19 protein-coding genes, 2 pseudogenes and 1 riboswitch are annotated in these 21,055 nt (G+C 37.6%); of the genes and pseudogenes, 3 read left to right on the top strand and 18 right to left on the bottom strand.

Annotated features, from left to right (window positions below):
• Positions 1–49 precede the first annotated feature (49 nt).
• Positions 50–2,821 (top strand): TonB-dependent receptor plug domain-containing protein, encoded by a 2,772-nt coding sequence (locus tag LF887_RS04735; RefSeq protein ID WP_236857653.1) that lies wholly within the window; start codon positions 50–52, stop codon positions 2,819–2,821.
• Positions 2,822–2,992: 171 nt separating this feature from the next.
• On the opposite strand, the gene tenA is transcribed toward LF887_RS04735, so the two are convergent.
• The 8 genes from tenA to LF887_RS04775 form a co-directional block, all read right to left on the bottom strand.
• A complete protein-coding gene (gene tenA, locus LF887_RS04740) occupies positions 2,993–3,643 on the bottom strand; it encodes a thiaminase II (protein WP_236857654.1) in 651 nt (216 codons plus the stop codon).
• The gene (gene thiD / locus LF887_RS04745) at positions 3,630–4,463 is read right to left on the bottom strand and encodes a bifunctional hydroxymethylpyrimidine kinase/phosphomethylpyrimidine kinase (RefSeq protein ID WP_236857655.1); all 834 of its coding nucleotides are present in this window, start codon (positions 4,461–4,463) and stop codon (positions 3,630–3,632) included. The genes tenA and thiD overlap by 14 nt, the downstream gene beginning before the upstream one ends.
• Complete coding sequence (gene thiE / locus LF887_RS04750; RefSeq protein ID WP_236857656.1) at positions 4,460–5,095, bottom strand: thiamine phosphate synthase; 636 nt, start codon at positions 5,093–5,095, stop codon at positions 4,460–4,462. The genes thiD and thiE overlap by 4 nt, the downstream gene beginning before the upstream one ends.
• Positions 5,092–5,889, bottom strand: a complete 798-nt coding sequence (thiM, locus tag LF887_RS04755; RefSeq protein WP_236857657.1) for a hydroxyethylthiazole kinase — start codon at positions 5,887–5,889, stop codon at positions 5,092–5,094. Before thiM ends, thiE begins: the two co-directional genes overlap by 4 nt.
• A gap of 61 nt (positions 5,890–5,950) precedes the next feature.
• Positions 5,951–6,043: riboswitch (TPP riboswitch) on the bottom strand.
• Positions 6,044–6,238: 195 nt separating this feature from the next.
• Positions 6,239–7,273: an alpha/beta hydrolase gene (locus LF887_RS04760; RefSeq protein WP_236857658.1), complete on the bottom strand. Its 1,035-nt coding sequence runs from the start codon at positions 7,271–7,273 to the stop codon at positions 6,239–6,241.
• A gap of 24 nt (positions 7,274–7,297) precedes the next feature.
• Positions 7,298–7,681 (bottom strand): DUF3037 domain-containing protein, encoded by a 384-nt coding sequence (locus tag LF887_RS04765; RefSeq protein ID WP_236857659.1) that lies wholly within the window; start codon positions 7,679–7,681, stop codon positions 7,298–7,300.
• Positions 7,668–8,441: a HipA family kinase gene (locus tag LF887_RS04770; protein ID WP_236857660.1), complete on the bottom strand. Its 774-nt coding sequence runs from the start codon at positions 8,439–8,441 to the stop codon at positions 7,668–7,670. The genes LF887_RS04765 and LF887_RS04770 overlap by 14 nt, the downstream gene beginning before the upstream one ends.
• A 15-nt stretch (positions 8,442–8,456) precedes the next feature.
• Entirely contained in the window at positions 8,457–9,713 is a 1,257-nt protein-coding gene (locus LF887_RS04775) for a PKD domain-containing protein (RefSeq protein WP_236857661.1), read from the bottom strand.
• A 61-nt stretch (positions 9,714–9,774) separates the two neighbouring features.
• Here LF887_RS04775 and LF887_RS04780 point away from each other — a divergent pair, with 61 nt between their 5' ends.
• Together LF887_RS04780 and LF887_RS04785 are read left to right on the top strand one after the other, a co-directional pair.
• A complete protein-coding gene (locus LF887_RS04780; RefSeq protein ID WP_236857662.1) occupies positions 9,775–10,617 on the top strand; it encodes an alpha/beta hydrolase family protein in 843 nt (280 codons plus the stop codon).
• 49 nt (positions 10,618–10,666) lie between these two features.
• Positions 10,667–11,170, top strand: coding sequence for a hypothetical protein (locus LF887_RS04785; RefSeq protein ID WP_236857663.1), 504 nt, complete (start codon positions 10,667–10,669; stop codon positions 11,168–11,170).
• Between the two features lie 49 nt (positions 11,171–11,219).
• On the opposite strand, the pseudogene LF887_RS04790 reads toward LF887_RS04785, so the two are convergent.
• The 10 genes and pseudogenes from LF887_RS04790 to LF887_RS04825 form a co-directional block, all read right to left on the bottom strand.
• Positions 11,220–12,043 (bottom strand): annotated as a pseudogene (locus tag LF887_RS04790) (flavin reductase family protein).
• Positions 12,044–12,120: 77 nt separating this feature from the next.
• A pseudogene (locus LF887_RS24210) lies at positions 12,121–12,246 on the bottom strand (GxxExxY protein); the annotation flags it as partial.
• On the bottom strand, positions 12,242–12,391 hold the full coding sequence (locus LF887_RS24360) for a GxxExxY protein (RefSeq protein WP_366915151.1): 150 nt from the start codon (positions 12,389–12,391) through the stop codon (positions 12,242–12,244). The gene LF887_RS24360 and the pseudogene LF887_RS24210, both read right to left, overlap by 5 nt.
• A gap of 137 nt (positions 12,392–12,528) precedes the next feature.
• A complete protein-coding gene (fahA, locus tag LF887_RS04795) occupies positions 12,529–13,776 on the bottom strand; it encodes a fumarylacetoacetase (RefSeq protein ID WP_236857664.1) in 1,248 nt (415 codons plus the stop codon).
• A 42-nt stretch (positions 13,777–13,818) separates the two neighbouring features.
• Positions 13,819–14,280: a hypothetical protein gene (locus LF887_RS04800; protein ID WP_236857665.1), complete on the bottom strand. Its 462-nt coding sequence runs from the start codon at positions 14,278–14,280 to the stop codon at positions 13,819–13,821.
• A gap of 70 nt (positions 14,281–14,350) precedes the next feature.
• Complete coding sequence (gene hppD / locus LF887_RS04805) at positions 14,351–15,481, bottom strand: 4-hydroxyphenylpyruvate dioxygenase (RefSeq protein WP_236857666.1); 1,131 nt, start codon at positions 15,479–15,481, stop codon at positions 14,351–14,353.
• 238 nt (positions 15,482–15,719) lie between these two features.
• Entirely contained in the window at positions 15,720–16,511 is a 792-nt protein-coding gene (locus LF887_RS04810; protein ID WP_236857667.1) for a hypothetical protein, read from the bottom strand.
• Between the two features lie 135 nt (positions 16,512–16,646).
• On the bottom strand, positions 16,647–17,921 hold the full coding sequence (locus LF887_RS04815; protein ID WP_236857668.1) for an acetyl-CoA hydrolase/transferase family protein: 1,275 nt from the start codon (positions 17,919–17,921) through the stop codon (positions 16,647–16,649).
• A 214-nt stretch (positions 17,922–18,135) separates the two neighbouring features.
• On the bottom strand, positions 18,136–19,647 hold the full coding sequence (locus LF887_RS04820; protein WP_236857669.1) for a succinate CoA transferase: 1,512 nt from the start codon (positions 19,645–19,647) through the stop codon (positions 18,136–18,138).
• Between the two features lie 194 nt (positions 19,648–19,841).
• Positions 19,842–20,993, bottom strand: a complete 1,152-nt coding sequence (locus tag LF887_RS04825) for a homogentisate 1,2-dioxygenase (protein WP_236857670.1) — start codon at positions 20,991–20,993, stop codon at positions 19,842–19,844.
• Between the last annotated feature and the right edge of the window lie 62 nt (positions 20,994–21,055).

Raw genomic sequence — 21,055 nt, forward strand, 5'->3', positions numbered from 1 at the left:
CCTTTGCTGACTCAAAAAACATAAATGTTCAACCTTTGAAGTAAACTATATGAGAAATAAAAAGACTATTGTTTCAGCCTCTGTTCTGTTTTTCCTTGGGGTTTTTACCTACGGGCAGGAAAAAGACAGCATTACAGTAAAAAAAGACAGTGTAAAGACAAATAATGTTGAAGAGGTGGTTGTATTGGGATCACGAGCCGGTGCCAGATCTAAAATAGACAGTCCGGTTCCTGTAGATGTATTCAACGTAAAAGAATCATCTGTGATTCTTCCGCAGACGAATATCGGACAGATTCTGAATGCCGTTGCTCCATCTTTCACTTCCACGGTTCAGACCAATTCTGATGGGACAGACCATTTGGATCCTGCCCAGCTGAGAGGATTGGGACCGGATCAGGTATTGGTTTTGGTTAACGGAAAAAGAAGACATACATCAGCATTGGTGAATGTAAACGGGACACCGGGGAGAGGTACAGTAGGTACCGACCTGAATTCAATTCCGTCTTTTGCTTTGAACAGAATTGAAGTATTGAGAGATGGTGCATCAGCCCAGTATGGATCGGATGCCATTGCAGGAGTGATCAACCTTGAACTGAAAAAAGATACCGGAAAACTGGCAGGGCAGATCAGCTATGGAGGAAATCTGACTCCTGCAGCCAATGACCATACCGGAGATTTTGATGGCCAGAATATTCAGGTGGACCTTAACTACGGAAATAAAATCGGAAAGAGAGGTGGTTTCTTTAATATTACATGGACTTCCCAGTTCAGAAATCCAACCTATAGAGCAGGAACTGAAAATGCGCCTATTTATAATGCCTATAATGCTATTGAGCAGCGTGCTTTGAACAATGGAGTGAACCTTTCTTCTCTTTTTAGTAATATTAAGGATACCCCCAATGCGCAGCAAATTGTTAATTACGTTCATCAATATGCCCAGGAGGTAAGTTATTTTTCCCCGACTCTGCAAAGTTCTATACAGGGTGCTAATTCTATCGCGGCCTTGCAAGGAGTTTTGGGTGCTAATCAATTTACCACAGACCAGCTTAATTATATTACCGATCAGGAGCTTGCTTACAGAGGTCAGACAAGGAAAGATTTCAATATGCAGGTTGGGCAATCCAAGCTCAATAACCACCAGTTTTTTATAAACGCTGAATTACCAATAAGTGATGACTGGAAAGTTTATACTTTCGGAGGGTACAGCATAAGACATGGTACTTCGGGAGGATTTTACAGAAGACCAAGAGAAAGCAGAACCTTTACAGGATTATACCCTAGCGGTTATTTACCGCAAATAGGAACCGATATTCAGGACCTTTCTTTAGCCGCTGGGATCAAAGGGAAATGGGAAGGATGGAATATTGATTTTAGCAATACTTTCGGACAGAATTCTTTTACTTATAACATCGGAAATACAGGAAATACTTCAATGCGTTTCGCTTCTCCTAATGAATTTAATGCCGGAGGTTTAAGATTTTCCCAGAATACGATCAATTTAGATTTCTCTAAAAAATATGATGTATTGGAAGGAATCAACGTTGCCTTCGGAGGAGAACACCGTTATGAAAATTTTAAAATAACACAGGGAGAAGAAGCATCTTATCAGACATACGACCAGTACGGAAACATCTGGAATGGAGATCCTACTCAAAGAGCAACTGATTTCTTTGGACAGCCTCTTCCCGGAGGTTCGCAGGTATTTAACGGTTTTAGACCTGAAAATGCTGTGAATAAAAACAGGCAGTCTTTAGCCGCTTATGCGGATGTAGAATTTAATTTTACCAATTGGTTTCTGGTAGATGCCGCAGCCAGATATGAGAATTATTCTGATTTTGGATCTACCTTTAATTATAAACTGGCTTCAAGGATCAAAGTAGCCCCTAATTTTAATGTGAGATTTGCAGGGTCTACAGGATTCAGAGCACCTTCTATTCACCAGATCTATTATAATGTAACCTCTACTTTATATACCAATAACCAGCTTCTGGAAGTGGGAACTTTCAGCAATGATTCTCAATTGGCAGAACAGTTGAATATGCCAAAACTGAAACAGGAAACTTCAAAATCGGCAAGCGTAGGGTTTACCTACAGAATCCCATCTGTGAATCTGACATTTACTGCTGATGGATATTTTACAAAAATTAATAACAGAATTATTCTTACAGACCAGTTTTTAAGAAAGGATGTGCCGGCAGCAGCACAATTGGAATACGACAAATTAAATGTGAATGCAGCCCAGTTCTTTACCAATGCGATTGATACGGAAACTAAAGGATTGGATGTTGTGATTTCTCATAATACAAGATTCTCAGATTTTAAGTTAGATAATAATTTTGCAGTGAACCTGAATCAGACCAAGCAGGTAGGGCAAGTCCATTCTGCGGGACTGTTAGCATCTCCGGCTCTTGAAAAGATTTATTTCTCTGAAAAATCAAGAGTGTATCTGGAAGAGGCTGTACCAAGAGTGAAAGCAAGTCTTTCCCACACTCTTTCATGGAAGAATGCAAGTTTCTACCTCAGAAATACCTATTTCGGAAAAGTGACCGGAGCAGATGTTGTGGATGCTAATGGTGATGGTATTACAGAACCTAATGAACACCAGAAGATAGGTGATAAGATCATTACCGATATTTCTGTACTGTATCAGTTTACAAAAAATATAGGACTGACATTAGGCGTGAACAATGTTTTTGATATTTATCCCACTAAAAATCTTGCAGTGTCTACCAATAATGACCAGTTTATTTATTCACGTTCCACTTCACAGTTTGGACAGAACGGAAGATATGTTTTCACCAGATTGAACTTCAATTTTTAATCAATACTATACTTTTAATAAAAAAACGGAACCAATATTTGGGTTCCGTTTTTTATTTACGGTATTACTGGTGTATTAGATTTAAAATAAGATATATAATTGTTGTTTTTTATTGCTAAGAATGGACGAGTAATAAAAAGTAATTTATACATCCGTAAGGATTTTTCAGCTTTATTTCCAGATTTTCAGCTCATAGGCAGCTTCCCAGAAGTGATATTCCATTCGGGAGGCCATGGTGAAAGCTTCTGTCATTCTTTTTCTGGTTTTATCAGTGCTGTTTTCGGCTATTTTATCACAAATGGCAATCGCCTGATCCACTGCCGCCGAAAATTCTTCTCCTGCATACGTAGCAATCCATTTTTCATAAGGATTATCAATTGTATTTTGAGTATGGTAAATATAATTTCCAACTTCTCTGTAAATCCAAAAGCAAGGAAGTACTGCTGCAACTGCTATTTCCACTGATTCCAAGGCTGCGGTACTTCTCAGGAAGTGAATATAATGATGGCAGGCAGGTTGTAAAATACCTTTATCACTCACTCCGAAATCTTTGAAATAAGATTCATGCAGTGCATTTTCCACCACAATAGCATTCTCCGCAAAGCGCATGAAAGTAAGCACATCCTGAAGATCCGGAATCTTGGCTGCAATCAGGGAAAGTGTTCTCCCGAAGTGTTCCAGATATAAAGAGTCCTGAGCCATATAAAAACGGAACTTTTCCTGCGGTAAGCTGCCGTCTGATAATTCTTTTATAAAGGGCATATCAAGAATAGACTGATAGCATTCTTCTATTGTGTTCCAGGTTTGTTCAGACCATTTCATTTTTGATCAGTTTTTGAGGGTTAAAAAAGTGGTTAAGCGGACCATTGCCAAGTCCTGTTTGTATATCCATTCCGTTTTCTATGGCTTGATAAATATAGCCCTGGCCTAAAGAAACAGCGTCATATAAATTTTTTCCCTGAGCAATATAGGCAGCGATTGCTGAAGAGAGGGTACAGCCGGAGCCATGGGTATTATTAGTGTTTAATTTTACCGTTTCAAAAGAATGGAAATTCTCATATTCGTCATAGAATAAAGAGGTAATCGCTGAGGTTGTCTGATGGCCCCCTTTAAGAAGAATCGTTTTACAACCCAATTTTTTGATCTTTCTTCCCGCTGTGTATAAATCTTCCAGAGTTTCTACTTTCATATCTGCTAAAATGGCTGCCTCATCCATGTTTGGGGTAATCACATCAGCAAGCGGAAAAAGCATTTCAGTAATTGCAGTGATGGTTTCTTCTTCAATCAGGTGATGCCCGCTGGTGGCTACCATTACAGGATCAAATACAATTGGTATTCTTTCATACTGAGCCAATGTAGAAACAATAGTCTCCACTAATTGCGGAGTATGAACCATTCCGATTTTAATAGCATCCGGAACAATATCATCCAAAATAGCTTTGATCTGATCAGCTACCGCTTCAACAGGAATAGAATATATTTTTCTTACTCCCTGGGTATTCTGTACAGGCAAAGCCGTTAATACAGATGTAGAAAAACAGCCTAAAGCAGAGGCCGTTTTGATATCCGCCTGAATACCAGCTCCTCCGCTTCCGTCAAAACCCGCAATGGTTAATACTGATGGGTATTTGTATTTTTTCATTTTAAAATTTCATTTTTTAATTCATACGCTGCTTTCTGAGGATTTTCTGCACTGCATATTGCCGAAACTACGGCAAGGCAATCTGCTCCTGCATGAATGATTGCTTTTGCATTTTTCAGATGAACGCTGCCTATGGCTACCAGAGGCTTTTCTGTAAGCTGTCTGATCTTTGCAATACCCTCAAGCCCCCATTCCGTAATCGTATCCGTTTTGGTATTGGTTTTAAATACAGGACTTATCCCAAGATAATCAGATACTGCAGTCTCTTCGCTTTCAAGTTGTATCAGATGTTCCACAGAATAACCAATCATTTTATCTTTAATCAAAGGAATTTGTCTCAGGTAAGTAGGTGCCGTATCACTGTTCCCAACATGAATTCCTGCTGAACTCACCTTTTCAGCAACCTCAATATTATCGTTAATGATAAGGGGAATTCCATATTTATCTGTGATCTCAAGAAGCTGTTTGGCTTTTTGAAGAAACAAATCAGTACTGTCGTTTTTTTCTCGTAACTGAATGATATCTACACCGCCAAGAATAGCCTGTTCTGCCACTTTTAGAAAATTTCTTCCAGCACAGTCGGCTTCAGAAATAACGAGGTAGAGTTGGTAAGGGAAACAATGTACACTCATTTCTGTTCGATTTTCAAATGACGGATAAATTCTTCCTCAGTGATGTTATATAGCTTATCGATCAGGTTGACCTGAAGACTTCCCGGACCTTTGCTTTCCTGAGCAGCCAGTTCTCCAGCGATGCCAAGCAATGCCATTGCCGCAGCAACCCCATTAACTTTAGCTTCCGTACATCCTATGAATGCGCCTATCAAAGCGGTGGCCGAACATCCTAGACCTGTCACTTTGGTCATCAGGGAATGTCCGTTTTTGATAAAAACAGTTTGGTCTGGGCTTAGGATAATATCAGCTTCACCGGAAATACAGACAATCGTATTGTATTGGCTGACCAGAATTTTACCGGCATCTATAGCCTCGCTGCTTTCTGCAGTACTGTCTACTCCCTTGGTGACTGTATTATTGATCTTAGCCAGTGCAATAATTTCAGAAGCATTTCCTCTGATCACTGTTGGGTGGTACTGTAAAAGCTGATGTAAAATCTGATCCCGGAATGACGTTGCTCCGGCTCCTACAGGATCTAAAACCCACGGCTTATAGATGGCGTCTGCCGTTTCAGCGGCCATAAGCATAGATTCAGACCCGTATTCATCAAGGGTTCCAATATTAATAACCACCGAATGGGCTATGTTGATCATTTCCCTGATTTCAGATTTTGCGTGGGCCATGATGGGAGATGCTCCTGCAGCCAAAAGAGCATTGGCTGTATTGTTCATAACCACATAATTGGTGATATTGTGAACCAGGGGAGAATTTTGTCGTACAAGCTGAACTTGCTGCCAGAGAATTTTTTCCATTGTTATCATTAAAATAAAAATAGCTTTAGGAAAAAATCTGAAACAAAGGTACATTAGCAGATAATGTAATTTTGCTTTTCCCTACGCCGGTGTAAGCCGGATCAGGTTCGAAGGGACTCTCTCAATTCTTTTCAGAATACCCCTAAAGCGAAACAAATGTATAAAAATTATCAGAGCAGACAAAAATCTTGCAACGGAATTTCTAGGGAAGACGGAGTATTTTTATCGTTAGCCGATAATATTTTATTGGCTGTAAAAATACCATTGGGTAATCGTAAAAATAAGCAAAGCTGGAAATAAATAGTACGGTTAACATATGGTTATCTATAAAATCCATATGTTACGTTTTCTATTTCTTCTGTGCGAGAATGAAATCCACCATCTGATCTGTCAGCTTATCCAGGTAAGCTTTATCAGTAGTACCAAATCCATGTACTCCTTTATCTACAATGATTAAAGAAGTCTGAACCTTAGCTCTTTTTAATTTTCGGTATAATTTTTTTGATTGATTTAATGGAACTATTTTGTCGTTATTTCCCTGAACAATTAAAGTAGGAACGGCATCTGAAACAAAATAAACAGGAGATATGGTTTTGAAATAATCTATTGCCCTGTCCTGATCTTTTTTGATGTCATATCCAGAAAGTCCTTTGACCAGATTTTGCTGCAGAGTGACAATTTTTTTTGAAATTAGCCCAATCATAGAAACAGGAATCGTACCCAATCTGGTATGGAAAAGCTTGTTGAGATCAGCAGGCCCATAATGATCAATAACATAATTTACTTTTGAAGAATAAGAAGCAAGTTCAGGACTTCCAATATAAGTGTTATCAGGAGTATAGGCTGCCATTAATGAAAGGTGAGCGCCTGCCGAAGCTCCAAAAAGTCCTATATTATTGATGTCAAAATTATATTTTTCCGCATTTTTTCTTACCCATCTTATTGCGTCTTTGGTATCTTCCAGAGGAAGAGGAAAGTGAATGCTGTCATTCAGAAGAGTATAATTGATGCTGATGACAGCATATTTTTTCGCCATTAGTTTGGCAATAGTAGCTTCCACATAGTTACCAGAATTGATGACTTTGCTTCCTTCTATCCAGCCACCGCCATGAACATAGATCATTACCGGAAGCTTTTCTGCTGAGACATTTTTAGGAGTATAAAGATCCAGCTTAATGGGGGCACCCTTTTTATTGGTTTTATAAGTGATATCTTCAGAAAAGTTGGAAATTTCAGGAAGTAATGTACTTTTTACAGCAGGGGCTTTAACGGTTGTTTGTGAAAAATTTTGTGAAAATAATAAACTAGAAATGCTTAAAAATAAAACAAAAAACAGGTTTTTGGAAAACCTGTAGTTTGATATGTTGTTGATGTATAAATTCATAATAAGATTTTTTTGAGGGAAGTGTTATTTTACTAACTCCTCAAAAAGCTTACCAAAAGTAGTGTTCAGATCTTTTGATTTTCCGGGATGAGGTCTTGAAGTCTGTACAACGGCACTTCTTACGGCTGTCAGCCATCTGAAACGCTCCGGAATGTCCAGAAGGGCAATAGGACCGCCGTCTTTATCACCGCTGGCAATCTTATAAAAGCTTTCCAGATTCTGAATGATATCTTCATAGTTCAGTTTACTGTGCATCAGTTTGAATTTATCAGGACATAAATAAAACTCTGCCTTGATGAATTTTTCCTTTTTGGAAAACATTACCAGTCCGATATTGAAAAATTCCTCTCTTTCAACTTTGGGTACCAAGCGTACTACCGCGTATTCATATATTTTATCCTCTTGCATTTTTGGCTTCGTTTACAAAGATTTGAGAATTTTTGAATCTGGTTTTCAAAAACTGAAAATAGATCTCACGGATTTCTTCGGGTGTTTCATCGGCATCATTCCAGTGCAGCCAATCTTCAGGGATTAAATTGACTATTTCCCTGAAAAGGTTGTCATTCAGTACTTCATGAGCAAATTGATTAGCTTCATCCAGCATCTTGGCTTTTGGAAGCAGTACATGATCCTTTACGTATTTGAAAGGTGTTTTTGCAGCTGCATCAAAGTTCTGCCATGAGTGATGGAAGTAGAAGGAAGCTCCATTATCGATGATCCAGAGTTCTCTATTCCACATCAGCATATTCGTATTCCTGAACGTACGATCAATATTGGTAATGAAAGCATCCAGCCAGACAATTTTTGAAGCCAACAGAGGATCAACGCTTACTCCCGGATCATAAGTGATAGAGCCCGAAAGATAATGCAGTCCAAGGTTCAGACCTTCCGAAAACTTCAGCAGGTCCTGTATTTCTTCATCAGCTTCCGTCCTCCCGAAATCTGCATCAAGATTTACAAAAACAAGTTCAGGAATTTTCAACCCCAGTGCTTCCGTAATTTTTCCGCCTAAAAGTTCGGAGATCAGCATTTTTACCCCATGGCCGGCACCACGGAATTTTAAGACATATTTAAAGTCATCATCAGCTTCTGCCAGCGCAGGAAGAGAACCTCCTTCTCGCAACGGCAGAATGTAACGTGTCACAGTTACAGTTCTTAAATTCTGCATAAGGCAAAAATAAGCTTATTTTTTTATAATCTTTTTAGTGAATTCTTTTTCTCCGGTTTTATACTGTAGAAAGTACACTCCGCTTGTAAGATAATGTATCGGAATTGTGTAGCCGGAATCTGTTTTGCTCTGGCTGTAACTAATATTTCTTCCGGTACTATCCATAAATGACAGGATTTTAAACTTCTTTTTAGAAGTGATCATAATAAAATTCTGTGCAGGACTAGGGTAAATCTGAACCTGATCTTCGATATCGGATTCTTGTGTGGCAAGGCTGGTTACCGTTACCAGCTTTGTTTTGGTGGTATTGGTTCCGCAGGCATCTGTCGTCAGCTTTACATTATAATTTCCTAAGGCAGTATACATATGCTGGGGATGTTCCTGAACGGAAGTCGTACCATCTCCGAAATCCCATAGATAAGTATTGGAATTTTGGGTTTTATTAGTAAACTGAACAGTGGAGGTTCCTGTAAACTGATGGGTAAATCTACTGTGGACATCATTGGACGTTATAAGCCATTTATTTTGTTGGTTGTAAACTTCCGTTTTTACAATATTTTTTATCAACTGTGCCTCTGCGGAAGTAAGATTACCGTTAAAGGAAACCAGGGTAGGGTCTTTTTTAAACAAGACCGTATAAAATGTATAAGCAGCTGCCATAGAACCTATATAGCTGGGATGGGATTCGTCCTGATCATAAAGCTCTACAGATGGATCTTGTGCTCTGATGGCTCTCCATACTCTTCCTACAGGAGACACTACACCTTCGTTGGTGGCTGCCATTTCCATATAGCGGTTGTAGATTTGATCATCCATTCCTTCGTAAGTGCAGACGGTCGGAAGGCCGGGACAATTCGTAGCATCTCCGTTTTTACGTCCCCATGTCATATAGAACATAACATTTCCACAGCCATTTGAGTTTTTAATTAAGTTCGAAAGCTGCAGAGCATATGGATAAACCTGGCTCTGCACCTGAGAATCCGGAAAAGAAGGCAGCTGGCTCTGCTCCTGAAGTACTACATAATCCCAGTTTCCCTGGTTGATGACTGAAGTTACAATAGGATTATTAGCATGATCCTGAAGTGTAGACCCACCGGGAGTCTGGCTGTGATGTTCCAGAATGTCACCAGTGGATGCAGCAACATCTTTGATAAGGTCGGGAAGATTGTTAACATAAGTGTAACTGTTTCCAATAAAGAAAACCCTCTTTACAGTCTGGCCGAATGCAAAAGAAAATGTAATTAAAAATAAAAAAAATAGAGTTTTTTTCATAAATTTCAATTTAAAATAGGATTGTGAATATAAGAAATGTTAAATAAAAATCGGTTATTTTATGAATTTGATTATTGAAAAGGATATATTTTTAGAAAATAAAGAAACAAAGGGTTTTCTTGCTGATGTTTTCTATACAGAGAACGGAAAGAGACAACCGCTGGTCATCTTTGTTCATGGATATAAAGGATATAAAAACTGGGGAGCATGGGATCTGATGGGCAGAAAATTTGCTGAAGCAGGGCTTTTTTTTGTTAAATTTAATTTTTCGCATAACGGAACAACGGTAGAAGATCCTCGCAATTTTGCAGATCTTGAGGCTTTCGGAAATAATAATTATTCTAAAGAACTTTCTGACCTTGGTGTTGTCGTTGATCATTTTATTCAGAATCCTCATGTAGATGCAGAAAAAATAATTCTGATCGGACATAGCAGGGGAGGAGGAATCTCTATTATTAAAACTTTTGAAGATGAAAGGATTAATGGTTTGATTACACTGGCCAGTGTGGATACTCTCGATCGTTTCCCAAAAGGAGACCATTTTGAAAACTGGAAAAGAAACGGCGTATATTATGCTTTAAATGGACGTACAAAGCAGGAAATGCCGCATTATTATCAGTTTTATGAAGATTATGAAAAAGATATACATCGTTTTGATGTGGAACGGGCAACAGAGATGGCAAAAGCTCATATGCTTATCATTCATGGGACAAGGGACGAGGCCGTAGATGTGAAGCAGGCAGAACATCTTCATATTCTTCATCCCAATTCGGAACTGTTTCTTATTGAAAACGCCAATCATACTTTTGGGGCAAAAGAGCCGTGGGCAGAAGATAAATTGCCTGAAGATCTTAACACAGTCACGGAAAAATGCATTATATTTATACAAGAAAAATTAAAATAAAACGATTTTAATCCCGTTTTATATATTAACATCACATTTAAATACCATTATGAAAAAACTTATTGCAGGCGCAGTAGCGCTATCATTGTTCACAACAGTAGTTTCATGTAAGAAAGAAACTAAAACGGAATCTTCTATGGGTAAAGATACTTTGGCTACAGCAATGCCTAAAGATTCTGTTGTCTCATCTACAAAGGCAGATTCAGGCACAGCAGCTGGTACAGAAAATATTATTACCAAAAATGTAGGGAAGTATCCTCACGATATCAAATTATTTGAGGATAAAAACTTTACAGACAGAATCAAAAAATTGTTAGGAAAGAAGTATGATGAAATGGTAAAAAACTTTAATGTGGAGAGTCCTATTACTTCTGAAAACGGAATTTACAAGGTGACAGGATGTAAGCAGCACGACTGCCCGGGATATTCAACAGATATTTATTTTGATTCAAAAGATGACAATATGAATGTTTTAATAGATCAGAACGGAAGTTTAACAGATTTCAGTGAAAAGAAAAAAATTACAGTCACTGAATCATTAAAAGCAAAATAAAAAGGAAGCCTGAAATTTTTCAGGCTTCCTTTTTTATAATAGGATGGATTTACTTTATGATAAGCAGACTCCATGCTTCTTCAATTTTACTTTCTAGAAGTAGTTTCTGAGCATCAAAATGAATATTTTCATCTGAATGGAAATCTCCGGAAGGCAGTACTTCTGTATTGGCAAGCATTCCAAGATCATTTCCTGTGAACACTTTGCTGTATTTAACAGCATCCGGAAGGAGATCAAATCCAATTCCTTTTGTTACCAAAGGTTTAGGCACCTCAAAAAGACTGTTTTCATTATTTCTTGAATACCAGTTGCCACCTAAACGGGCTACCATATCCAATTTTTTCTGATCCAGGTTCCCCTCTTCATTCAGATATTCTTCTCTGATGTGAATTTTCTGAACCTCACAGATAATCAGGTTTCCTGCCCCCCCTGATCTCCCAGAGATTTTACCTCTAAAACTTTACATTCAAAGTTTACAGGACACTCTTCAATTAGTTTGGGCTGTACAAGTTCAGCATCTTTCATTGTGAGACCGGACTTTATAAATTCATTGACCCCGGTTTCATATTCTGTAGAAGCTAAAGAAATCTGCTGTACAATCGGAAAATTTACAGTTCCAATCACTACTTCAGGTACTTCAAGAATATTTTCCAGTGTATGTTTCGTGGTATTATCACGAACTCTCCTTGATGGTGAAAAGATCAGAATCGGAGGAACCGTACTGAACATGTTAAAAAAGCTGAATGGAGATAAGTTATGATTACCGTCCTTATCTACCGTAGAAGCCAAAGCAATCGGACGTGGTGAGACAGCCGTCTGCATAATGGTTTGGAGTTGTACGGAGGTTATCTCGGAAGGGATTACTGTTTTCATATTTTATTTAACCATAAAAGGCACAAAAATTTTAAGTAAAATAGCTTTAAACCCTTAAAGTTTAAAAAAAGCATATACTATTTATTCACAAAGGTTTCCTGACCTTCGTGATATAGATTTTTTACATTAAAGCTTATTAAAATACCTTTGGGTTTCTTCATTAAGTTAATATAGTTTATAAGCTGGACGCGATGAATATCACTCGGTTGAACAACTGATTTTTAATTCAATAACAATTAAATCTTCAACTAAAAAGTCACAAAAGAAATCATGATTAATCTCTTTTCCTTTGTAATGTACCGGAACTTTCAACTCAGATTGCTTAATCTGAATTCTTCTTCCAGACATTTATGTTACACACTTTCCAATAAACCGGAGCCTGGAATTTTGCGAACTTCTATGCAGGCACTATTTATCTTATAAGTCAAATCTGTAAAAAAGGACTGTATAACCATAAAATCTTTTGTGACTTTTGTGGTGAAAATTTAAACCGTTGGGATAATTTTTCCTGAAACTTCACCGAAACCTACTCTGATTCCGTCTTTCTCTGCCCATGCTTTCATGGTAACGGTATCATTATCTTCAATGAATTTTCTTTCTTCACCGTTGCTTAATGATAAAGGGTTTTGTCCTCTCCAGGTAAGTTCCAGCATAGATCCGAATGATTTCGGATCGCTTCCCGAAATAGTACCGCTTGCATAAAGATCACCTACCTCAACGTTACATCCGTTTACTGTGTGGTGAGCCAATTGCTGGGTCATATTCCAGTACATATGCTTGTAATTGCTTTCGCTGATGAGGTTTTGATCCCCGTTTTCAGGTTGTATATAAACTTCAAGGTTAATATCGTAATTTTTATCACCTTCAAATTTCAGATAATCAAGAACTTCAGGATCCTGCGTTGGAGATGCTGTTCTGAATGGTTCTAATGCTTCAAGAGTAACTACCCATGGGGAAATAGATGAACCGAAGTTTTTCGCAAGGAATGGCCCTAACGGAACATATTCCCAAGATTGAATATCTCTTGCAGACCAGTCATTGAAAACGACCATTCCGAAGATGGCATCTTCTGCATCTTTTGTAGAAATACTTTCTCCCATCTCTGTATTTTTATTGATGATGAAAGCCATTTCCAGTTCGAAATCCAATTGCTTACATGGTCCGAAAAGAGGCTTGTCTTCATCAGCAGGCTTCATTTGTCCTTTTGGGCGGTTGATGTCTGTTCCGGAAACAACAATAGAAGAAGCTCTCCCATGGTAACCTACCGGTAAATGTTTCCAGTTTGGTAACAGCGCATTGGCTGGATCACGGAACATTTTTCCTACGTTGGTTGCATGCTCGATGCTGCTGTAAAAGTCTGTATAGTTCGGGATGTGAATCGGCATCATCATTTTAACCTTATCCAGGTCATAGAATGCCTCTTCAATTGTTTTCTGGTCTTTCGATAATATGGATCCTTCCTGCAGTAAAGTCTGGATTTTTGTACGAATAGCATTGGTAACAGGTTTACCCAGTTCAATAAATTCGTTGATGGTGTAGGCTTCAAAAACATTGTCGTCTAATCCTTCAATGTCGTCAAAATAACCAAGATCATACAATGTTGCAAGATCAATAACCTGGTCTCCGACTCTTGTACAGCATCCGATATATTCTTTATTAAAAACTGCTACCCCGAAAGGAATATTATGTATTGAAAAATCCGAATTTGAGGAATAGTCTACAAATGATTTCATAATTTTAGATTTAAGTTAGATTAAATAACACCCCTGAGATGTTTATTTTGCCTTTTTAGAATATGATTGTTCATCAATCCATCTGTCTTTGGTATTGACATCAATAAGATACAGAATATTATCCTGTCTTGTTAGTAATAACATTTTGGTAACCGGCAGAGGTACTTTTTTATTTTCAAGCATATCTGCTCTCAGAGAGATCATATTTTTCTTTCTGACAATATCGCCTGTAAAAACATTGGAACTGCTTTCTCCGGTAGCTTTATCATCAAAAATCTCTACATAAGTTGCATTATTTCCCTTGATAATAATGAAATCTCTTTCCGTATGATCGGCTTCATCTTTGATGAAAACGAATTTCTTGTTGTCAATACTTACCTGTTCAAGATTCTGATTGATGCCTTTTCTTTCTTCAAGTCTTTTAAGAATTGCATTCAGAGTTCCATATTGAGCTTTTAGCCCTAATGTCCCAAAGAATAAAATTCCGATTAAAAATTTTCTCATATACTGTGTTTTATAAAAAAGTTTTGCCAGAATATGGTATCCTGACAAAACTTATATTTTTAATGTAAAATTAAAGATTACCTCTTCTTTCCTGCTCTCTTTCTAATGCTTCGAAAAGAGCTTTGAAGTTTCCGGCACCAAAACTTTGTGCACCATGTCTTTCAATAATTTCGAAAAATAGAGTAGGGCGGTCTTCTACAGGCTTGGTAAAGATCTGAAGTAAGTACCCTTCTTCATCATGATCAATAAGTATACCTAAATCCTGAAGTTTTTTCAAATCTTCATCAATGTGGCCTACTCTTTCAGGGACCATGTTGTAATAAGCTTCCGGTGGAGCAGAGAGGAATTCTACACCACGTTTTTTTAACTCGGTTACTGTATGGATGATATCTTTAGTAGCCACAGCAATGTGCTGTACTCCTTCTCCTTCATAGAAGTCAAGATATTCTTCTACCTGAGATTTCTTTTTACCTTCAGCAGGTTCGTTAATCGGGAATTTAGCAAATCCGTTTCCGTTAGACATTACTTTAGACATCAATGCAGAATATTCGGTATTGATCTGCTTGTCATCGAAAGAAAGGATGTTCACAAATCCCATTACTTTTTCGTACCATTCTACGGTAGGGATCATTCTGTTCCAGTCTACATTTCCCACACAGTGGTCTACGTATAATAAACCTGCTTCTTCAGGCTTATAATCACTTTCCCACTTTTCATACCCAGGCATAAAAGCACCGTTGTAATTTTTTCTTTCAATAAACATGTGAACGGTTTCTCCATACGTATAGATTCCGGACATTCTTACCTCACCATGCTCATCAGTTAAAGTTACAGGCTCTAAATAAGGTTTTCCACCTCTTTTAGTTGTTTCTTCGAAAGCTGCATAAGCGTCATCTACCCAAAGTGCCAAAATTTTTACTCCGTCACCATGTTTTTTTACGTGCTCGCTGATAGCGGAGTCAGAAGAAAGTCCTGTTGTTAAGACCAATCTAATTTTTCCCTGTTGAAGCACATAAGATGCACGGTCTCTTACTCCTGTTTCAGGACCAGCATATGCTACAGACTGAAAACCGAAAGCGGTTTTGTAATAATGGGCAGCCTGTTTTGCATTTCCTACATAAAACTCAATGTAATCCGTACCGTTAATTGGTAAGAAATTTTCTGCTTGAGCAATTTTCTCGGCAAATGTAAGTGTTGACATATTTTCTCTTTTACTTTTATTTTATTGGTATGCAAATTACAAAAATCTTAGACATTGCGAAAATATAACCCTGGAATGATTAAATATATTTAATATAACATTAAAGAAGAGTTTACTTAAGTATATTTAAGTTTCATATGTTTAAAACCAACCTCTTACATTTGTAATACAAAACACAAGTGAAAAAAAATATTTCGAACATGAAAGCCGCAGAATTAATTTGCGGCTTTTTTATTTTTTAGGTCGTTTCTATCTTTCTGTTTAATCTTCCGGCATCCGGATTGTAATTGTCCCAGATCTTCCAGGTATTATCTATTTTCTTGATAAAATAAATTTGCATATTCAATTGATTGACAAAGTGTTCTTCTCCTGTTTCTCCTACTTTGAAAAGTAGGTTCCAGAATTCCTGAGATTCCAGAATTTTTTTATCAGGTTCATCAGTTACCACATGAATGTCAAAAACTTCGTAGTTTGAACGGTTGTTTTTGGTTACCAGATGAAAGTCCTTTTCACAGAGTTCTTTGCTGAATTGTGAAACTCTTTCCAAAAATGGAGAATCCTCAAATACCAGATCTTTGAACAGATCAGTGTTATGATTGGGGAACTGTTTACAAAACTCAAAAGCAGTAGCACAGTAATCATAAACCATCTGAGTAACAAATGAAAGTTCATCTGCATCCTGACTTTCTTCCTGTTTGTCTTTTAGTATATGAATATAGTCATTAAGCTCTTTGTACCCCAGAAAAATACATATCTTATCCAGGGTCTTTAAGAATCTCAGATCATTATGAGTTTTATCCTGATAATCATTTTCAAAAAAACGCTGCAGGGTGACATGAGAAATAGTATTTCCAATTTCAAATTTTTTTCCTCCTTTTAGTTCTTCAGCTTCAGATAGCTCGTTCTTAATAATTTCTGAAAGAATAATATAATGGCTTCTTTTCCATTCAGTCACATTCCCCAAAACAGAATTCCTTACTTTCGAATGCTTTACAATTTCTTCTCTTATCGAATTATATATAGTCTTCAATTTGCTTGTTTTATAAAGAGTTTTATCAAAAATACTGCCAAAAGATTAGTGCTTTTTTATCTTTTGCTGGCTTGTATTAAAAATATGTTTTGAATTTTGCATCAAAAGATTTACCATTGCTTTATTGGTTGGCTGTCAGTTTTTAAATCTTTCAAAAGCAGCCCTTTCTAACATTTCCCTGTCATCAGGATGTGCAATGCTGATCAGCTCCTGTGCCCTCTGGCGCAGATTTTTCCCATATAGATAGACTGTTCCGTATTCAGTAACGACATAGTGAATGTGTCCTCTGGTGGTGACCACACCAGCTCCCTGCTTGAGATAAGGGACAATTCTGGAAATACCTTTTTTTGTTCTGGAGGTTATTGCAATGATGGGTTTTCCCTCTTCTCCTAATGCAGCACCTCTCATGAAGTCCATCTGCCCACCAATACCACTGTATTGAAGTGTCCCGATAGAATCCGCACATACCTGGCCGGTCAGGTCTATTTCAATAGCAGAATTGATCGCTACCATTTTTTTATTTTTCATAATATTGATCGGGAAGTTAACCTCGCTCACATCTCTGAATGCAAAAACGGTATTATCATCTACATAGTCATACAGCTTTCGGGTTCCGAAGCAGAAACTTGTAATGGTTTTATTATCGTTGTAGCCTTTATATTTATTGTTGATGACATCATTCTGAATCAGATCAATAACTCCGTCGCTCAGCATTTCTGTATGAATTCCCAGATCTTTGTGATTGGTTAAACATTTTAAAACTGCGTCAGGAATTGTTCCGATCCCCATCTGAAGGGTAGATCTGTCCTCAATAAGCTCTGCCACATTTTTTCCGACAAGCATTTCCTCATGGCCAACCTTTGTTCCATAGTCTATTGTTGGTAACTCTTCTTCATGCCAGACCAGCTTATGAATTCTGCTAATGTGGATCATACCGTCTCCGTGTGTTCTGGGCATTTTGGGATTAACGACCGCAACAATGATTTTCGCAGTATCCACAGCGGATCTTGCAATATCTACTGAAGTTCCCAATGTGCAAAAACCATGTCTGTCTGGCAGAGAGACGGTAACTAATGCCACATCTAGCGGGAGAATATTTTTTCTGAACAAAATAGGGATCTCACTTAAGAATACAGGAACAAAGTCTCCTCTGTCTGAATTTACGGCATCACGCACAGGTGTAGAAACAAATAAAGAGTTGATAAAGAAACTGTCTTTGTATTCTGGTTTTGCGATTTCTACATTTCCCTGCTGAGTAATAGAAACCACTTCTACATTTTGCAGCCGGGCTGACTGTCTTGCCAGTTCATCAATCAGATAATTTGGAGTACACGCACTTCCATGGAAAAATACACGGTTGCCACTTTTTATGGTATATATCGCTTCTTCTGCAGTTATGTAATTAGGCATACTTTATTTTTATACTGTTTTATGAGGTTGTTGATATTATCTTTATCTCATAAAATAGCTGTCTTTCTCAAAGATAATCTTTATAATCATATCTTATTCTATATACCTAATTGATTTTAAAAGACTTTTGTCATATTGGATGTATTGTAGAAGGATAAAAAAAAAGGACTAGATGCATTGCATTCAGTCCTTTTATATATATTAATAGAAATTCTTAATTCAGAATTTCATTTTCTGCTTTTTGTTTCATACTTCCGGTGTCAGCGAAACGTAAATGCCAGCTGAAAGATTCTTCCAGCAGATGAGGGGTATGGCCTCCTCTTTCACATGCTCTGTCAAAATAAGATTGAAGTTCTTCTTTATAATCAGGATGAACACAGTTGTCAATGATTTTCTGAGCCCTTTCTCTAGGAGCTAATCCTCTTAAATCTGCCAGACCTACATCTGTAACCAGAATATCCACATCATGTTCTGTATGATCAGTGTGGGAAACCATAGGAAGTACGTGAGAGATATTGTTGCCTTTTGAAGCAGCTTGGGTAACAAAAATACTTAAGTAAGCATTTCTGGCAAAGTCTCCGGAACCTCCGATACCATTCATTATTTTTGTTCCTCCAATATGAGTGGAGTTTACATTTCCATAAATATCAAATTCAATAGCGGTATTGATGGCGATTACTCCTAATCTTCTGATCAGACCAGGGGTATTGGAAATGTTCTGAGGCCTTAGCACAAATTTTTCTTTATATTTTGAGAGGTTTCCTAAAACTCTTTCATAGCATTCCTGAGAAACGGTAATAGATGATGCAGAGGCAAAACTTAGTTTTCCTGAGTCTATCAAATCAAATGTACTGTCCTGAAGGACTTCGGAAAACATCGTCAGATCATAAAAATTACTATCCTTGAATCCTGTAAGTACTGCATTGGCTACTTTCCCAATACCTGCCTGAAGAGGAAGCAATCTGTCTGTAAGACGTCCTAAAAGCACTTCATTCTCAAAGAACCCAAGAAGATGTTTTGCTATTGCTGTTGTCTTTTCATCTGGTTCTGCAATGTCTGCAGGGCTGTCTTTAAGATTGGTGAATACAATGGCTTCAATTTTATCAGGATCCACCGGAATACTTTTTCTTCCGATTTTGTTCCATGGAGCGACAATTGGAATCACGTTTCTGTAAGGATAATCTTCAGCCTGGTAGATATCATGAATTCCATAAACTTCTTCAGGAACTTCTGTATTGATCTCAATGATGACTTTTTTAGCCATAGCCGCAAAGGTCACCGAATTTCCAACAGAAGTAGTAGGAACGATGCTTCCGTCTCTTTCAATATAGGCTGCCTCTATAATGGCTACATCAATGCTTTGTAGATTTTTGGTATGAAGAAGCTCGGCACTTTCACTTAAATGCTGGTCGATGAAGAGAATTTCACCTTTATTGATCTTATTTCTTAAAATAGGATCTACCTGAAACGGCATCCTCTTCTTTAACACGTTTGCTTCTGCCAGTTTTCCGTCGGTACCGTGTCCCAGTGAGGCTCCGGTCATTAAAGTGACTTTAATCTCTTCTGTTTTTCCCCTTTCCGCCAGTGCCGGCAAAATAGCTTTGCTGTCACCTGCTTTTGTAAAGCCGCTTGATCCTATGATCATACCGTCTTTAATGATTTTTACAGCATTTTCCGCCGTAGTTACTTTTTGGTGCAGGCTTTCTAATCTGATTCTTTCTAACATGTAATATTGATTTTTATTTAACCACCATTACTTAAGGCTTTGTTATGAAAAATAATGATGATTATAAATGTTAACCATTCCTTACAAATTTACGAAAAAAGACACTTTAAACGGGTTATTTAAAGTGTCTTTTATATGTATTTGGTAACAATTTCCTTATGCTTAGGATAGCTTTTTACATTGTTGTTCTTTTTTTATTCTAGCCACGAAGTTTTATAAGATGGATCTTCCACTTTTAAGGCTTCTTCTGTAATTTTTAAAGGACGGAAAGGATCTACCATTACCGCATATTCTTCTGTAAATTTTTTACCGATGCTTCTTTCCATCGCACCAGGGTGAGGTCCATGTACAATTCCTCCCGGGTGAAGGGTAAAGTCCATAAGATCAATATGGTTACGGCTCATGAAATCTCCTTCTGTATAGAACAGTACCTCATCAGAATCGATATTGGAGTGATTGTAAGGTGCCGGAATAGCCTGTGGATGATAATCATACATTCTTGCACAGAATGAGCAGACTACAAAATTGTGCCCCTCAAAGTTCTGGTGAACTGGTGGCGGTTGGTGAATTCTTCCTGTAATCGGTTCGAAATTTTTAATATTGAATTTATAAGGATAGAAATAACCGTCCCAGCCCACTACATCAAACGGATGTGTTGCATAAATGAAGTCTGTGATCTGGTTTTCTTTTTTTACTTTGATCAGAAATTCGCCTTTTTCATCTACAGGTTCTTTGAAAGTAGGAGCAATCATATCTCTTTCGCAGAACGGTGAGTGCTCTAAAAGCTGCCCGAATTCATTTCTGTATCTTTTCGGAGTATAAATGGGAGAGTGGCTCTCCAGTACAAAAAATACAGTATCATCGGATTTCAGTTCTACCTGATAGATTGTTCCTCTTGGTATAATAAGATAATCACCTGCAACAAATTCAAGATCTCCTACAAATGTTTTTAAAATTCCGGTTCCCTGATGAACATATAAAAGTTCATCACATTCAGCATTTTTGTAGAAATAATCCATTGATTTTCTTGGTTTTGCCAATCCCATTTTCAGATCATTGTTCATCAGAAGAATCTTTCGGCTGTCCATAAAATCGTCTTCAGGAGTGACATTCATTCCTTTGAACATTCTCGGAGCGATGTTTTTCTCTACTGCAATTTTTGGAGTTACATCCTTTGGTTCGCCTATCGATTTTATCTGGGTAGGGCGGTGCGTATGGTATAGCAAAGAAGAAATACCGTGAAAGCCTTCTGTTCCGAAAAGCTGTTCATAGTAAAATTTATCTTCCGGAGACTTAAAGGTGGTATGTCTTTTTGGTGGGATATTTCCCGCTAGATGATATCTCATTTTACTTTCATATGTAGTTTCTCAAATTTAATCATTTTTCATGAATTGGCTCAATCAATATT

The organism is Chryseobacterium sp. MEBOG06 (assembly GCF_021869765.1).
GTDB lineage: Bacteria > Bacteroidota > Bacteroidia > Flavobacteriales > Weeksellaceae > Chryseobacterium.

Coding starts and splice junctions, on each gene's coding strand:
- LF887_RS04735 (WP_236857653.1), top strand. CDS start 50: ATGAGAAATAAAAAGACTATTGTTTCAGCCTCTGTTCTGTTTTTCCTT.
- tenA (WP_236857654.1), bottom strand. CDS start 3,643: ATGAAATGGTCTGAACAAACCTGGAACACAATAGAAGAATGCTATCAG.
- thiD (WP_236857655.1), bottom strand. CDS start 4,463: ATGAAAAAATACAAATACCCATCAGTATTAACCATTGCGGGTTTTGAC.
- thiE (WP_236857656.1), bottom strand. CDS start 5,095: ATGAGTGTACATTGTTTCCCTTACCAACTCTACCTCGTTATTTCTGAA.
- thiM (WP_236857657.1), bottom strand. CDS start 5,889: ATGGAAAAAATTCTCTGGCAGCAAGTTCAGCTTGTACGACAAAATTCT.
- LF887_RS04760 (WP_236857658.1), bottom strand. CDS start 7,273: ATGAATTTATACATCAACAACATATCAAACTACAGGTTTTCCAAAAAC.
- LF887_RS04765 (WP_236857659.1), bottom strand. CDS start 7,681: ATGCAAGAGGATAAAATATATGAATACGCGGTAGTACGCTTGGTACCC.
- LF887_RS04770 (WP_236857660.1), bottom strand. CDS start 8,441: ATGCAGAATTTAAGAACTGTAACTGTGACACGTTACATTCTGCCGTTG.
- LF887_RS04775 (WP_236857661.1), bottom strand. CDS start 9,713: ATGAAAAAAACTCTATTTTTTTTATTTTTAATTACATTTTCTTTTGCA.
- LF887_RS04780 (WP_236857662.1), top strand. CDS start 9,775: ATGAATTTGATTATTGAAAAGGATATATTTTTAGAAAATAAAGAAACA.
- LF887_RS04785 (WP_236857663.1), top strand. CDS start 10,667: ATGAAAAAACTTATTGCAGGCGCAGTAGCGCTATCATTGTTCACAACA.
- LF887_RS24360 (WP_366915151.1), bottom strand. CDS start 12,391: ATGTCTGGAAGAAGAATTCAGATTAAGCAATCTGAGTTGAAAGTTCCG.
- fahA (WP_236857664.1), bottom strand. CDS start 13,776: ATGAAATCATTTGTAGACTATTCCTCAAATTCGGATTTTTCAATACAT.
- LF887_RS04800 (WP_236857665.1), bottom strand. CDS start 14,280: ATGAGAAAATTTTTAATCGGAATTTTATTCTTTGGGACATTAGGGCTA.
- hppD (WP_236857666.1), bottom strand. CDS start 15,481: ATGTCAACACTTACATTTGCCGAGAAAATTGCTCAAGCAGAAAATTTC.
- LF887_RS04815 (WP_236857668.1), bottom strand. CDS start 17,921: ATGCCTAATTACATAACTGCAGAAGAAGCGATATATACCATAAAAAGT.
- LF887_RS04820 (WP_236857669.1), bottom strand. CDS start 19,647: ATGTTAGAAAGAATCAGATTAGAAAGCCTGCACCAAAAAGTAACTACG.
- LF887_RS04825 (WP_236857670.1), bottom strand. CDS start 20,993: ATGAGATATCATCTAGCGGGAAATATCCCACCAAAAAGACATACCACC.